A 14,478-nucleotide genomic window follows, 5' to 3' on the forward strand; every position below is an offset into this window, starting at 1 on the left:
TTGTTTTGATTGTTTGAATAAACTACTGTTTTTTTTAAGAGTCTTTTAGTACGATTTTTGTATTTTTACATCAAGTGAAACACAATACTATGGCGTTTAAAAATATTGAATCTAATCCAATTTTAGATCGTTTACCTAAGCATTTAAGACAATTTATTAAACCTCAGGATTATGAGGATTACTCTGCTATTGATCAAGCAGTTTGGCGTTATGCTATGCGTAAAAATGTAGATTACCTTAGTCAGGTAGCGCATAGTACATACCTAGAAGGCTTGCAACAGACAGGTATAAGTGTGGATGCTATACCAAACATGTATGGTATGAACCGTATTTTAAAAGCTATTGGTTGGGCTGCTGTTGCTGTGGATGGTTTTATACCTCCTAATGCTTTTATGGAGTTTCAGGCGTATAATGTCCTAGTTATTGCTAGTGATATTAGACAATTGGAACATATTGAGTATACACCTGCTCCTGATATTATCCATGAAGGTGCTGGTCATGCACCAATTATTGCTAACCCTGAGTATGCTGAGTATTTAAGACGTTTTGGTGAGATTGGTTGTAAAGCAATCAGTTCTGCCAAAGATTACGAGTTATATGAAGCTGTGCGACACTTATCAATTATTAAGGAAGCACCTAATACACCACAGGATCAAATTGATTTAGCCGAAAAAGCGGTTGAAGATTTACAGAATAATATGGGTGAACCAAGTGAAATGGCTTTGATTAGAAATTTACATTGGTGGACGGTTGAGTATGGTTTAATTGGTACAATAGATAATCCTAAAATTTATGGTGCAGGTTTACTATCGTCTATTGGTGAGAGTGCTTGGTGTATGACTGATAAGGTAAAAAAACTGCCTTACACTATCGATGCAACTTTCCAGAATTTTGATATTACAAAACCACAACCACAATTATATGTCACTCCGGATTTTGCACATCTAAGTTTAGTTTTAGAAGAATTTGCAAATACTATGGCATTGCGTACTGGTGGACCAAGTGCTATTAAAAAACTGATACAAAGCGAAGCTTTAGGAACTATAGAGCTGAGTACTGGTTTACAAATATCTGGTGTATTTACTAATATGATAGAACATAATGGTAAAGTAAGCTACATCCAAACGACCGGAAAAACAGCCTTAGCTAACAGAGATAAAGAATTAGTTGGACATAGTACTTTAGAGCATCCTGATGGTTTTGGTTCGCCAATTGGTAAATTAAAAGGTATTAATTTGGCTATTGAAGACATGTCGCCTAGAGATTTACGCGCTTACGATATTTATGAAGGTGAAACAGTTACTTTAGAGTTTGAAGGTGGTATTGTGGTAAAAGGTGAAATTATTACTGGAACTAGAAATCTGCAAGGTAAAATTATATTAATTAGCTTTAAAAACTGTACAGTAACCCATAACGATACTATTTTATTTGAACCAGAATGGGGACAATATGATATGGCTGTTGGTAAAGAAGTCGTATCAGGATATTCTGGTACTGCGGATTTACAAAGTTTTGATTTAATTACTCATACCATTAGTAGCACAACTATACATGAGGAAAAATCACCTGAAAAACTAGAACTTATAGCGCTATACAAACAAGTACGTGATTACAGAGAAGGTACTAACTTTACTATTTCTAGAACTAAAGTGTTAGAGCAATTAATTAACCGTTTTCCGACGGATTGGTTATTACCAGTTGAGTTGTTTGAATTAGCTAAAAAAGGAAATGAAAATGAACTATGTAATACTATTTTGGATCATTTAGAAACAATTAAACAAAACAGACCTGAAGTAGGACATTTAATTGACGATGGTATTAAGATTGCTAGTCAGGAGATTGTGGTTTAAGATTTTGCAATACTAAATTGCACGGTCGCTTTAATTGTATTTTCTTCATTAAATGAAGACATAACAATAGATGCTTTTTTAACCTGTTGTTCCTGTAAAGGCGTAAACTGTATATTGGTATATGCTACATTTTCAATCACAATTTCTGACACACCAATTAGCTTTTTAGATTGTATATCAACAGGAATAAAACTATAGAAATCTTCTCTTTTAAGAATGTCATTTTCGAAATAAGCATTAAAAGTCAACGTTTTAAATAAGTGTTTTGATAGTAATATGTCTTTAATTACCAAAGTCAGCAATATAACTTGTGCATTTACACCAACTGATAATTGACCAATAGTTATTGCTAAATGAAAGTGTAAAAATTGAGACAAATCAAAAATATCATTTTGATATGCTACGTAAGGGATTTGAGATACTATCCATAGTATAGCTAAATAGTAGAAATTAAACTTTTTAGCAAAAAACAAAATTGAAGCTACAATACCTAATACACTAACTATAGCACTTAAATTTAACACTATAAATCCATTATTAAATAACGTTAAAATACTAGATACAATAACATACGTGTAGAAGATTTTTAATTTTTGCATTTATATGTTTTATAAATTAGATATAATTAAAAAACCTACTTATAACTCTTCAATTTCTCTTTGGTAAAATCACTTAAAACTAGTTTTCCACTAATTTCGGCACGCTCTAAAAGAGAAACACACCACTCATTGGTGTCTTCCCAAAGCACTCTTTTAAGTTCTAACAAAGCTTCAGGGTTGTAACTTGCTAATTTAGCTGCTAAACTATCTACAGCATCATCTAAGGCTTCTACAGTGTCAAATACATTTGCGTATAAGCCTTTTTCTTTTGCATATTCTGCAGTAAAAAATGATTCGGCATCTATTGTCATTTGAGAGAATGCAGTTTGACCCATTTTTCTAGTAACAGCTGGCTCGATAACAAAAGGTCCTATACCAATACTAATTTCGCTAAGTTTTATGGCAGCAAACTTAGTAGCTAAACAGTAATCTGTAACACTTGCCAATCCTACGCCTCCACCAACAGCTTTACCTTGGACACGACCAATAATTAACTTTGGACATTTACGCATTGCATTAATCACATTAGCAAAACCAGAAAAAAAGCGTTTACCTTCTTCTAAATTATTAATAGCTACTAGCTCTGTAAAACTAGCTCCAGCACAAAAGGTACGTTCGCCTCCACTTTTTAAAACAATGACTTTAATGTCATCATTTTTACCAGCATCTTTAATTGCTAATTCCAATTGTTTTAAAATTGGGCTTGGCATTGCATTATGTTCTGGTGTAAAAAAAGTGATGTAACCTATGTTATTTTCAATGGATTGATTAACGTATGCTTGAGACATATACTGCTTTTTTTTAAGTTGAAGTTACACAAATTTAAGGATTTTTAAGTTTCAAATTAGTAGCTTTGTAATAAACAATTATACTATGGGACTTTTTAGTTTTCTATTTGGAAATAAAGCCAATAAAATAAAAGAATTTACAGACAAAGGTGCAATTATTTTGGACGTACGCTCCAAAGCAGAATATGATTCTGGCGCTATTCCTGGCTCAAAACACATTCCGTTACAACAAATACAATCCAAAGTCGCTGACATTAAAAAATGGAACAAGCCAGTAATTACTTGTTGTGCAAGTGGAATGCGCTCTGGTAGTGCTGCAGCAATTTTACGCAGCAATGGTATAGAGGTTATGAATGGTGGTGGATGGCAAAGCTTGTATGGCAAGCTATAGTTTTAATATTTCTAGCCTGTCTGGATTATCTATTTTACTGTCGTTGTACTGCAAGGTCCAACCTAAGCTATTGGTTAAAATATAAAATTTAGACAGCTCGCTAACCAATCTATTTTTTGCATTAATACGTAAATTGGATGCCTCTATTTTTTTTGTAATTCGGGTTGTAACAATTTCTTTTATTTTGTTATAATCGTCATGGTTAAAAGCGTTAAGGTATCCACTTTCTACATCATAATATTCTAAATTTGGATAGACTTTTAATTCTTCTTTAGGAATAGATTTTATTTTTAAAACCTTATTAATACTATCTATTTCATATTCAATTTTACTTAAATCATAAGCCACAGTAACCTCAGCATTTACAATAACTAATGCTTGTTTATCTGAGGTTAAATTAGCAAACAAAGCTTTAGAGTTTTTATAACTGTAAGCATCACTAAAATATCCTTCGGTAACAATTAATTTACCAACATTATTTATTTGTTTTTGGATTAAAGCAGAATGTTCTCTAATAACTGTTTTATCTGTACTACCTTCTGTACACTTCTTTATTACAAAAGAAACTACAAACGCTATAACTATACCTATTACTATTTTTCGCATACCATAAAAGTACATAAAAAAAGTATTTAAGAATTTAATAATTATTGAAAAAAAACAGAGGATTTAATGAGGGTAATTTTAATAAAGTCGAAGCATTAACACGACCAATAAAAAAACACCAACATAAAAACTAGATTGGTAGTTAATTGGTTGGTGTTTTGAAAATATAATGATTAATAGCTTTATAAAAATAAGTCTACTTTTCGGTTTAATTTCTTTTTTTCGACAAACAGATAAATAATTAGTTGTAAGCATCGTTTGTACAAAAACACCTACATATCAACACCTTACAATTATTAAAACTTAATATTTGGATACTGATGTGTTAGTGTAATTTGTCTTTCTACTAATTGCTGTACAAATTTAAGATGTGCAGTCGAGTTAGGATTAAATGGTTTGTGTTGTAGTCCTTTTTGAATAGTATCTACTTCCGTCATAATAGTAATTGCAGAATCTGCCATCCAAACTGTTTTAAATCTATCCCAAATATAGTCCACAGCTAAAGGACTAGGATGTAATAAGTCTTGATTATAAAAACGATAGTCGCGCAACTCATCCATCATGATTTCATAAGATGGAAAATAATATGATTGGTCACCTAAGACCTTATGAAGCGCAGCAATTAAATGCGATTTACTTTGTGTGTTTTCTACAAATCCATCTTTGATATGTCTAACTGGAGATACTGTAAATATAAAATTAACCTTAGGGTTTACCTTTTTAACCTGCTCTATTATAGACTGTAATGCTGCAACAATAACATCTACACTTAATATTTGTTTTTGAAATTGCTGCTGCGGAATTTTGTGACAGTTAGCTACAATTTTATTGGTCTTGATATAGCGATAGACCCAAGCTGTACCTAATGTTATTACAACATGTGTACTTTGTTTTAAGTAGTGACTAGTCTTTTGCGAGGCAGCATTAAGCTGATGTAACAATAAGCTTTTGGTATGCTGACTTAATTTTGAATGTGCATCAAAACTATGAAACTGCTCATTATTAATAAACACGTCATCCTCTGTATACTTTTTGCCTTGTAATGCATTAGACACCAAATTATGAATAGCTATTGGATGAAACAAAATACCAAACGGATTAACATACTGCTGAAACTTAAAATAGTCAAATTTTTCGCCAATATTTTCCGCAAAGCATGAGCCTAACAAAAACACTTTAGAGTTATAATCTATCAGATTATACTCTTGTTTTTTTAATGGTATTTTAGTCTGTAGATTCACAATTAAACAACTAGTCTTTATATATCACATTTAAGAGATATAATCCTTAGCTGCCTGTAAAGCATTTGCAATACCTGCTGGATTTTTACCTCCTGCTGTTGCAAAAAATGGTTGTCCACCACCTCCACCATGGATGTGTTTTCCTAACTCTCTAACAATAGTTCCAGCGTTAAGCCCTTTAGCGTCCACTAAATTTTTAGACACATAACATGATAGTATAGCTTTACCATCATTTTCTGCTCCAAATAATAAGTATAAGTTATCAAATTGGCTACCTAACTCAAAACATAAATCTTTAATACCAGAAGGATCTAAATCTAATTGCTTAGCTAAAAAGTTTACTCCGTTAATCTCTGTGATTTCATTTTTAAGCTCGCCTTTTATATTCTTAGCTTTGTCTTTAAGTAATTGTTCTATTTGCTTTTTAAGATTAGCATTTTCTTCTTGAAGACTTTGTAATGCTTTAACAGGTTCTTGCGCGTTATTAAGCATATCTTTCATTTCATAAAATGATCTATTATTTTCGTGGTAATACGACTTAACAGCATCATTGGTAATTGCTTCAATACGACGTATTCCGGAAGCAACTGCTCCTTCAGACACTATTTTAAAATGCCAAATATCTGCTGTATTGTCCACGTGTGTACCTCCACACAATTCTATAGACTGACCAAAACGCACTGTACGTACTGCGTCTCCATACTTTTCGCCAAATAAAGCCATAGCACCTTCTTCAATAGCTTTTTCCATAGGTACGTTACGACCTTCTTGTAAAGGTAACTTGCTTTCTATTCTAGAATTCACAAAGTTTTCTACATCACGTAATTCTTCAACAGTTAATTTAGAAAAGTGAGAGAAATCAAAACGCAAATATTTAGAGTGTACTGCACTTCCTTTTTGCTCTACATGCTCTCCTAAAACCTCTCTTAATGCTTGATGTAATAAGTGTGTTGCAGTATGGTTACATTCTGTCCTGTAACGTTGTTTTTCGTCAACTTTTGCTACAAACACTTGATTTACATCATTAGGCAACTCTTTAGTGATATGAATAATTATATTATTCTCTTTTTTAGTATCAACAATGTAAGACACATCTCCATTGCTAGCTTGTATATACCCTTTATCTCCAACTTGTCCACCTCCTTCAGCATAAAATGGTGTTAGATTAAATACTAGTTGGTACATTTCGCCATCCTTTTTAGAAACGACTTTACGGTATTTTGTAATTTTAACTTTAGCTTCTAATTGATCGTAACCTATAAACTCTTGGTCTTCATCTTGGATAAGCACAGTCCAATCGTCAGATTTTAATTCTGATGCTTCACGACCTCTACCTTGTTGTTCTTTTAAGCGCTTATTAAATTCGCCTTTATTATAAGAGAACCCTTTTTCGCGTAAAATTAAATCCGTTAAATCTTCAGGAAAACCGTAGGTATCTTTAAGCTCAAACACTTTAGATCCTGACACTTGTTTGTCTGTAGCATTGTCTACAATTCGATCTAGAATCGCTAAACCTTGGTCTAATGTGCGTAAAAAAGAGGCTTCTTCTTCTTTAATTACGTTTTCTATTAATTGCTTTTGTGCTTTTAATTCTGGAAAAGCTGACCCCATTTTTTCGGTTAAAACATTAACCAAACGGTAAATAAATGGTTCTTTTTTATCTAAAAAGGTAAAACCGTAACGAACAGCACGACGCAAAATACGACGGATTACATAACCAGCTCCTGTATTACTTGGCAATTGCCCATCTGCTATAGAGAAAGCGACTGCACGAACATGATCAGAGATAACACGAATAGCTACATCTACTTTTTCATCTTTATTATAATCTTTACCTGTAATGGTTTCAATCTCTCTAATTATTGGCGTAAATACGTCTGTGTCGTAATTAGATTGTACATTTTGCAATACCATGCATAAACGCTCAAATCCCATTCCTGTATCAATATGTTTGTTAGGCAAACCTTCTAAGGTTCCGTTTGCCTTACGGTTGTACTGCATGAAAACTAGATTCCATATTTCCACTACTTGTGGATGGTCTTCATTTATTAAAGTTTTACCATCTACTTTAGCTTTTTCTTCTGCAGATCTAATATCCACATGGATTTCGCTACAAGGTCCACAAGGTCCTTGCTCTCCCATTTCCCAGAAGTTATCCTTTTTATTTCCTTTTAAAATACGGTCTTCACTAATATATTGTTTCCAAATATCAAAAGCTTCGGTATCCATTTTAAGGTTATCCTCATCATCACTTCCTTCAAAAACAGTAACGTATAGTATATCCTTATCAATTTTATACACTTCGGTTAACAATTCCCAAGCCCAAGCAATTGCTTCTTTTTTAAAATAATCACCAAAAGACCAGTTACCCAACATTTCAAATAATGTGTGGTGGTAGGTGTCATAACCAACTTCTTCTAAATCGTTATGTTTTCCAGAGACACGTAAACATTTTTGACTATCCGTTAAACGATTATTTTTTGGTTGACCGTTACCTAAAAAGTATTCTTTAAAAGGAGCCATTCCAGAATTAACAAACATTAATGTTGGATCATCCTTTAACACCATTGGTGCAGAAGGCACGATACTATGTTTTTTATCTTCAAAAAATTTAAGAAAAGTTGCGCGTATGTCTTGAGAGTTCATAATACTATGTTGATAATCTTGTTAGCATAAGCTTAACGCTTATTAAAACAATTTATATATTTGTTATTCGTTACTATTTTGATAAACTAAAATATTCAAGTTTAGTAATTGCAAAAATAGTATAAATTAGATAATGAGTAAGGTAAAATATTATTATGATTCTGAAACGCTCTCTTATAAAAAAATAGAGCGCAAAAAAAGACGCACATTTAAGTTTGTAACACTATTCTTAGTTGCTGCTGCTTTGTTTGGTTTTTTATTTGTTTTTATTGGTGGTCATTATTTTGAATCTCCAAAAGAAAAAGCATTAAAGCGTGAGTTAACCAATCTAGAACTACAGTTTGACTTACTTAACAAAAAAATGGAAGAGGCTGAAACGGTCTTAGCCAATATTGAAGATCGTGACAATGCTATTTATAGATTATATTTTGAAGCAAATCCAATCCCAGAAGAACAAAGAAAAGCAGGATTTGGAGGTGTAAACAGATACAAAAAGCTTGATGGTTATGACAATTCAGAACTTATTATTAGCAGCACAAAACGTATAGATAAACTATTAAAACGCATTGTCGTACAGTCCAAATCTTTAGATGAAATTGCGGTTTTAGCTGAAGAAAAAGAAAAACTATTACGAGCAATACCTGCAATACAACCTGTTAGCAACGAAGACTTAACACGAATGGCTTCCGGATATGGTATGCGATCAGACCCTTTTACTAAACTAAGAAAAATGCATTGGGGAATGGATTTTACCTCACCAAGAGGTACACCTGTCTATGCATCTGGTGACGGAATTGTGGAGCGTGCAGACAGTAATTCTGCTGGATACGGAAACCACATTAGAATAGATCATGGTTATGGTTATGTATCCTTATACGCACACTTGTTTAAATATAATGTCCAAAAAAACCAGCGTGTAAAACGTGGTGATTTAATAGGTTTTGTAGGTAGTACAGGACGCTCTGAAGCACCACACCTACATTACGAAATATTTAAAGATGGAGAACGCATTAACCCAATTAACTTTTACTATGGTAGTTTAACACCAGAAGAGTTTAATAAGTTATTAGAACGTGCTTCACTTGAAAACCAATCTTTAGATTAATGATTATAGACCTTCCAGAAAAACGGTATTACACCATAGGTGAAGTTGCTAAAGCATTTGATGTAAATACATCCTTAATCCGATTTTGGGAAAAAGAATTTGACGAGCTAAAGCCAAAAAAAACAGCAAAAGGCAATCGAAAATTCACACCTGAAGATATTAAAAACCTTCAACTAATTTTTCATTTAGTTAAGGAACGTGGGTTTACTTTAGAAGGTGCAAAAATTCACTTAAAAGAAGAAAGAAAAAAAACACTGGATAATTTTGAAATTATAGCTAAATTAGAAGGTGTTAGAAATCAACTAATCAAACTAAAAGAACAACTTTAAAACCAACAATTATGAAAAAATGGCTTGTACCTGTAATTATTATTGCAATAATTGCTTTTAGCTTATACAAATGGGCAGTAGGAATAAACAATACAGCAGTAACCCTAGAGGCTAATGCTAAAACTGCTTGGTCTAATGTAGAAAGCACCTACCAAAGACGTAATGATTTATATAGCAGTGTTATTAAAACGGTTCAAGGATCTGCTGACTTTGAAAGAAAAACGTTAAACGAAGTTATTGCTGCACGTGCTAAAGCTACGTCTGTAAATATTGATGCAAACAACCTAACTCCTGAAAAAATGGAGGCTTTTCAAAAAGCACAAAGTGAGTTAAGTGGGTCTTTTAGCAGACTTATTGCGTCTTTTGAACGTTACCCAGAATTAAAAACTACCGAGCAGTTTAAAGAGTTTATCTCTCAACAAGAAGGTACTGAAAACCGAATAAATGTTGCTAGAGATAGATATAATGAAGAAGTAAATAAATATGATATTTACACGTCTAAATTCCCTAACAGCTTGCTAACAGGATGGTTTGGATTTAAAGAAATGGCTAGATACAAAGCTGATCCAGGATCTGAAAACGTACCTGATGTAGAATTTAAATTTGACTAAAAACATGATACCTGAAGACGTAGAATCTTTTCTATCCACTACCGAAGAGCAAGAAATTGTTGAGGCTATACGTATAGCAGAAGACCATACGTCTGGAGAAATCCGTGTGCATATTGAAAACACTTGTAATGACAACCTTGAGGGTCGTGCATTACAGGTGTTTTCTGTTTTAAAAATGCATAATACCAAAGACAGAAATGGTGTTTTAATTTATGTTGCTGTTAACGACCACAAATTTGGAATTTATGGCGATAAAGGCATTAATAATCTTGTAGCAAAAGACTTTTGGGATAACACTAAATCAATTATCCAAAACCATTTTAAAAATGGTCATTTTAAACAAGGGTTAGTAGACGGTATATTACATGCTGGACAACAACTAAAAAAACACTTTCCGGTCCAAGACAATGATACTAATCAGTTGACTAACACAATTTCTAAAGGATGAAATTAAATAAGCAACGAAAAGTAGCCTTCAAGCAAACGGTAAAACAATTTACAATGCCAATCATTGTAATGTTATTGTTATTATCGTTTACCACCAGTTTTGCACAATTTAAAATACCAGAAAAGCCAGACCAAACCAATGGAGGACAAACTAGTGTTTATGATTATGCAAATTTATTATCTGCAAGTGAAAAAAGCACTTTAGAAAACAAATTAATAAAATACTCTGATACAACCTCAACACAAATTGTAGTTGCCATAATAGCATCCACAGATGGAGAATACATTAATTATTTAGGCACACAATGGGCACATGCTTGGGGAATTGGTCAAGAAAAAGAAGATAATGGTGTATTTATTTTATTAGCTAGAAATGATCGTAAAATAAATATTAGTACTGGTTATGGAGTAGAGCATTTATTAACCGACGCTATGTCGCGTCGTATTATAGAAAGAGATATAATCCCATACTTTAAGCAAAATGATTATTATGGAGGCTTAAATCGTGGTGCTGATGCTATTTTTGAAGTCTTATCTGGAGCATATCAAGGCTCTAGACAAAACACCAATGCAGGAGACTTCCCTGTTGGATTTATTTTCTTTTTGTTTATTATTTTTATCATCATCCTAATTTCTATATCTAAAAACCAAAAAGGTGGCAACGGAACAGATAATTTTGGAGGAGGAAGCAACACAACACGAAGTATTTTAGAAGCTATCATTTTAAGCAACTCTGGACGTGGAGGTTACAGAAGCGGTTCCGGTGGATTTGGAGGTGGTTTTGGAGGCTCTTCTGGAGGAGGCGGATTTGGTGGAGGCTTCGGTGGAGGTGGCTTTGGAGGTGGAGGCGCTTCTGGAGGTTGGTAATGTTTTTTTTGGAAGAAAAAGTATTTTATATCTGTGCCTAGCGAAATATGAGAAAAACAATAATATTGGTATTTGGAGTTATAATTTTACAATTGAATTTATCTTGTAAATCTCAATATTCTACTACTGAACTTAATAAAAATTTTACGTCAGAACAGGTAGCGGATTTGTACAAAATTACCGAATTCTTCAAGTCGGAAATGTGTTTGCATTTGGATTCTGATTTTAAAACTTGTTTTGAACGTACACCACACGAATATTTGGAAGCGACAGGAAATCCCTTTTGGATGAATATTGACTTTGAAAAACAAAAGAAACTATACAGTCAAATTTCGCAAACAACTTTTAATGAAATTTGGAATTTTGGAAAAGCCTCTTATCCTGACAGCGGATTAGAATTAAAAAGCATTGGAGCTGTTTATAATGGAAAATATCAAAAATTCTTAAGTGATTTTGGAAATCATAACAAGGCTATAAAAAAATATGCAGAACGAATTGCTGAAGCAGGCGATTTTGTTTCGTTGTATTTAACATATTGGCAAATTTTAAAATACAAAAAAGATTTTAACTTAAATGACCCAAATATTCAACTAATTATAGCAATCCATTACTTATCACTTAATGACCAAGAAAAAAGAAAAGACAAATGGGAATTGGAATAAAAATAAGAACTTATGAAAGCAAGAGATGTTTTAAATGATTGTAAATTAACTTGCTGGGAATTAAAGGATGCTCTAGAGAAAAACGATCAAAAGTTAATTCGTGTTCGTTGGATTACTTGTCTAACTTTCCTCAGAATGGTTGGCCATGTTCTGCATAAAATCGACCAACCAAATTATCCTAATAAGCAGAATGCATTTGATCTACTTTATTCAGCTAAAAAAAATGATTCGTTGTTCAAAGATTTCATTGAAAAAGAACGAAATAATGCATTGAAAAGTTATCAAATAGATTTAATTGAAACTAAAAATCTTGTGGAAGCTGAAGTGGGATTACTTCTTGAAGATGGAGGAAGGTTTTTAACTGAATCTGGTGAGCGTTTTATCCTTGAGGGATCTGAGAAAGCTATTCATTTTGCCAAGAAAACTGGTGATTCGAATAACGAAGAAAGACCTGATTATTGGATTGACAAAGCGATTTCTTGGTGGGAAACATATTTGCACGAGCTAAATAAAAAAATAAACGCCACCTAACAACACACATAATTTATTGCTAGTTTTAGCCTACTCACTAACATTCCTGACGAATATTCTATTTGTATTTTATTTAGTAACTTCATTGCTTATATAATTCAACTAATCTTATCCAAACTTGTTGTAACATAGTTTAATAGACATACAAAACCAACAGTTATGAAGTCACATAAAATATCCGTCTATTTAGTAATAACTATATCATTACTATTTTCTTCAAACTTATATTCCCAATTTGCAAATCCAATTTTGGTGGAATCCAACACAGGATTAATTACTAATATTATAACAGCAGATATTCATAATGATAATTTAAAGGATATTATAATTACAAAAAAGTTTTCTACCAATAGTCTTATTTCTTATTACTTAAACCAAGGTAATCTCAACTTTAGCTCAGAGGTTTCAATAGCAACAGGAAGTAGTCAAGTGACCAATATTGCTGTAGGAGATTTTGATAATAATAATTGGCTTGATATTGTAAGCATTGGAGATGCTACAAATTCTGTGACGCTACATATGAATAACTCCATGTCATTTTCGTCACAAATTCTTGATTCATTTGCTTTTTTTGAAAGTGATATTGATGTGGTTGATTTAGACAATGACAACAATTTAGATATTGTAGCCATAGGTGGTACCACTTTAAAAGTATACCATAATAATGGGATGGCTAATTTTACATCTCAAACCATTACAGGACCAATTGAGGATTTTTTTGATATAACTATTAGTGATATTGACGCTGATGGCTTTGAAGACGTTATTACTGGTGGAAGTAACATTTCGGTTTATAAAAACAATAATGGAACCTTAAGTTACGATGCTGTTAGAAGCAATCAAATACCTAGTACATTTAATCTTTTTGTTAGGTTAGTAGATATTGATAATGATGGTGATGTAGATTTATTTAGCGAAAATGACAATTCAACTGGTATTAGATGGATGAAAAATGACGGTAATGGCAATTTTACTAATCTGCAAATTATAGACCCAACTGCAATAAACGTAAGATCAGGAACATTAAAGGATTTTAACAATGACAACGATTTAGACTTTATTATAATTAAAGATTTTAATCTGTACTTATATACAAATGATGGTTTTGGTAATTTTAGTGCTCCAATTCTTATTCATGATGCGCCAACTATCATAAGTGTTATTGCGTCAGAAGACCTAAATAATAATGGCTTAGAAGACCTTATATGGTCAGCAGATTTATCCATTCAAGAAAATAATTTATTATTATCTAATGAGGAATTTTTAGCCAGTAATACTTTAGTAAAGATCTATCAACAGCCTTCCTCTGAAAACTTGTATTTAGATAGTCCTGAAAATGGAGTTTTGAATATATTAAACGTAAAAGGTCAAATAATTTATAAAAATCTACCAATAAAAAAAGGGAGAAACTTTTTAAATAAAGAATTAGCACCACACTTATACTTTTTCAAAATAGACATAAATACCAATACAACTATAACAAAAAAGGTAGTCATAAACTAAATATTATTAATCATACAAAAGTGGACTAACAACCCTTTATTTAATCTTTTAAAATCCGCGAGATTTTTCCTCTTGGGTTTGTATGTGTTAAATTAAATGATTGAGACGCGGAACTTACCAATTACAACAATCCAAACAATTAAAAATTGAAGTATATAGACAAATTCAAACAAAAAAAGTAACTTTACAAAATCGTTAGGGGTGCCCAAATATGGCTGAGATTATACCCTATGAACCTGATATGTTTAACAACAGCGGAGGGAAACGAGCCTTGTACATAATTGCATATATAATTATACAAG

General features: G+C 32.3%; 15 protein-coding genes and 1 riboswitch. Of the genes, 10 read left to right on the plus strand and 5 right to left on the minus strand.

Annotated elements, in window-relative coordinates; all coding sequences use genetic code 11:
- The first annotated feature begins 89 nt into the window (after positions 1-89).
- On the plus strand, positions 90-1,850 hold the full coding sequence (locus tag M890_RS0111920) for an aromatic amino acid hydroxylase (RefSeq protein WP_028283756.1): 1,761 nt from the start codon (positions 90-92) through the stop codon (positions 1,848-1,850).
- On the opposite strand, the gene M890_RS0111925 is transcribed toward M890_RS0111920, so the two are convergent.
- Positions 1,847-2,449, minus strand: coding sequence for a hypothetical protein (locus tag M890_RS0111925; RefSeq protein ID WP_028283757.1), 603 nt, complete (start codon positions 2,447-2,449; stop codon positions 1,847-1,849). The two genes, M890_RS0111920 and M890_RS0111925, sit on opposite strands and share 4 nt — an antisense overlap.
- A gap of 35 nt (positions 2,450-2,484) precedes the next feature.
- On the minus strand, positions 2,485-3,237 hold the full coding sequence (locus tag M890_RS0111930; protein WP_028283758.1) for an enoyl-CoA hydratase/isomerase family protein: 753 nt from the start codon (positions 3,235-3,237) through the stop codon (positions 2,485-2,487).
- 85 nt (positions 3,238-3,322) lie between these two features.
- Here M890_RS0111930 and M890_RS0111935 point away from each other — a divergent pair, with 85 nt between their 5' ends.
- Positions 3,323-3,628, plus strand: a complete 306-nt coding sequence (locus M890_RS0111935; RefSeq protein ID WP_028283759.1) for a rhodanese-like domain-containing protein — start codon at positions 3,323-3,325, stop codon at positions 3,626-3,628.
- Here M890_RS0111935 and M890_RS0111940 read toward each other — a convergent pair.
- The 3 genes from M890_RS0111940 to alaS all read right to left on the minus strand — a co-directional run bounded on the left by M890_RS0111940 (position 3,623) and on the right by alaS (position 8,121).
- Entirely contained in the window at positions 3,623-4,234 is a 612-nt protein-coding gene (locus M890_RS0111940; protein ID WP_028283760.1) for a DUF4230 domain-containing protein, read from the minus strand. The genes M890_RS0111935 and M890_RS0111940 overlap by 6 nt on opposite strands.
- A gap of 296 nt (positions 4,235-4,530) precedes the next feature.
- On the minus strand, positions 4,531-5,475 hold the full coding sequence (locus tag M890_RS0111945) for a GSCFA domain-containing protein (protein ID WP_028283761.1): 945 nt from the start codon (positions 5,473-5,475) through the stop codon (positions 4,531-4,533).
- Positions 5,476-5,505: 30 nt separating this feature from the next.
- Entirely contained in the window at positions 5,506-8,121 is a 2,616-nt protein-coding gene (alaS, locus tag M890_RS0111950; protein ID WP_028283762.1) for an alanine--tRNA ligase, read from the minus strand.
- 133 nt (positions 8,122-8,254) lie between these two features.
- Between alaS and M890_RS0111955 the strand changes: the two genes are divergently transcribed.
- From M890_RS0111955 to M890_RS0111990, 8 genes are all read left to right on the plus strand, one after another.
- A complete protein-coding gene (locus M890_RS0111955; protein ID WP_028283763.1) occupies positions 8,255-9,226 on the plus strand; it encodes a M23 family metallopeptidase in 972 nt (323 codons plus the stop codon).
- Complete coding sequence (locus M890_RS0111960) at positions 9,226-9,555, plus strand: MerR family transcriptional regulator (protein WP_028283764.1); 330 nt, start codon at positions 9,226-9,228, stop codon at positions 9,553-9,555. The genes M890_RS0111955 and M890_RS0111960 overlap by 1 nt, the downstream gene beginning before the upstream one ends.
- Positions 9,556-9,566: 11 nt before the next feature.
- Complete coding sequence (locus tag M890_RS0111965; RefSeq protein WP_028283765.1) at positions 9,567-10,166, plus strand: LemA family protein; 600 nt, start codon at positions 9,567-9,569, stop codon at positions 10,164-10,166.
- 4 nt (positions 10,167-10,170) lie between these two features.
- Positions 10,171-10,614, plus strand: coding sequence for a TPM domain-containing protein (locus M890_RS0111970; RefSeq protein WP_028283766.1), 444 nt, complete (start codon positions 10,171-10,173; stop codon positions 10,612-10,614).
- Between the two features lie 53 nt (positions 10,615-10,667).
- Positions 10,668-11,480, plus strand: coding sequence for a TPM domain-containing protein (locus M890_RS0111975; protein ID WP_051437523.1), 813 nt, complete (start codon positions 10,668-10,670; stop codon positions 11,478-11,480).
- Positions 11,481-11,527: 47 nt separating this feature from the next.
- Complete coding sequence (locus tag M890_RS16120) at positions 11,528-12,142, plus strand: hypothetical protein (RefSeq protein ID WP_051437520.1); 615 nt, start codon at positions 11,528-11,530, stop codon at positions 12,140-12,142.
- A gap of 12 nt (positions 12,143-12,154) precedes the next feature.
- Entirely contained in the window at positions 12,155-12,673 is a 519-nt protein-coding gene (locus tag M890_RS0111985) for a hypothetical protein (RefSeq protein WP_028283768.1), read from the plus strand.
- A gap of 159 nt (positions 12,674-12,832) precedes the next feature.
- Positions 12,833-14,176 carry an FG-GAP repeat domain-containing protein gene (locus M890_RS0111990; RefSeq protein WP_084553672.1) on the plus strand — a complete coding sequence of 448 codons (1,344 nt, stop codon included), beginning with the start codon at positions 12,833-12,835 and terminating at the stop codon, positions 14,174-14,176.
- Between the two features lie 187 nt (positions 14,177-14,363).
- A riboswitch (TPP riboswitch) is annotated at positions 14,364-14,456 on the plus strand.
- The last annotated feature ends 22 nt before the right edge of the window (positions 14,457-14,478 follow it).

The organism is Olleya marilimosa CAM030 (assembly GCF_000518485.1).
Lineage (GTDB): Bacteria > Bacteroidota > Bacteroidia > Flavobacteriales > Flavobacteriaceae > Olleya > Olleya marilimosa.

Coding starts and splice junctions, on each gene's coding strand:
- M890_RS0111975 (WP_051437523.1), top strand. CDS start 10,668: ATGCCAATCATTGTAATGTTATTGTTATTATCGTTTACCACCAGTTTT.
- M890_RS0111965 (WP_028283765.1), top strand. CDS start 9,567: ATGAAAAAATGGCTTGTACCTGTAATTATTATTGCAATAATTGCTTTT.
- M890_RS0111960 (WP_028283764.1), top strand. CDS start 9,226: ATGATTATAGACCTTCCAGAAAAACGGTATTACACCATAGGTGAAGTT.
- M890_RS0111970 (WP_028283766.1), top strand. CDS start 10,171: ATGATACCTGAAGACGTAGAATCTTTTCTATCCACTACCGAAGAGCAA.
- alaS (WP_028283762.1), bottom strand. CDS start 8,121: ATGAACTCTCAAGACATACGCGCAACTTTTCTTAAATTTTTTGAAGAT.
- M890_RS0111985 (WP_028283768.1), top strand. CDS start 12,155: ATGAAAGCAAGAGATGTTTTAAATGATTGTAAATTAACTTGCTGGGAA.
- M890_RS0111935 (WP_028283759.1), top strand. CDS start 3,323: ATGGGACTTTTTAGTTTTCTATTTGGAAATAAAGCCAATAAAATAAAA.
- M890_RS0111955 (WP_028283763.1), top strand. CDS start 8,255: ATGAGTAAGGTAAAATATTATTATGATTCTGAAACGCTCTCTTATAAA.
- M890_RS0111930 (WP_028283758.1), bottom strand. CDS start 3,237: ATGTCTCAAGCATACGTTAATCAATCCATTGAAAATAACATAGGTTAC.
- M890_RS0111940 (WP_028283760.1), bottom strand. CDS start 4,234: ATGCGAAAAATAGTAATAGGTATAGTTATAGCGTTTGTAGTTTCTTTT.
- M890_RS0111990 (WP_084553672.1), top strand. CDS start 12,833: ATGAAGTCACATAAAATATCCGTCTATTTAGTAATAACTATATCATTA.
- M890_RS0111920 (WP_028283756.1), top strand. CDS start 90: ATGGCGTTTAAAAATATTGAATCTAATCCAATTTTAGATCGTTTACCT.
- M890_RS0111925 (WP_028283757.1), bottom strand. CDS start 2,449: ATGCAAAAATTAAAAATCTTCTACACGTATGTTATTGTATCTAGTATT.
- M890_RS16120 (WP_051437520.1), top strand. CDS start 11,528: ATGAGAAAAACAATAATATTGGTATTTGGAGTTATAATTTTACAATTG.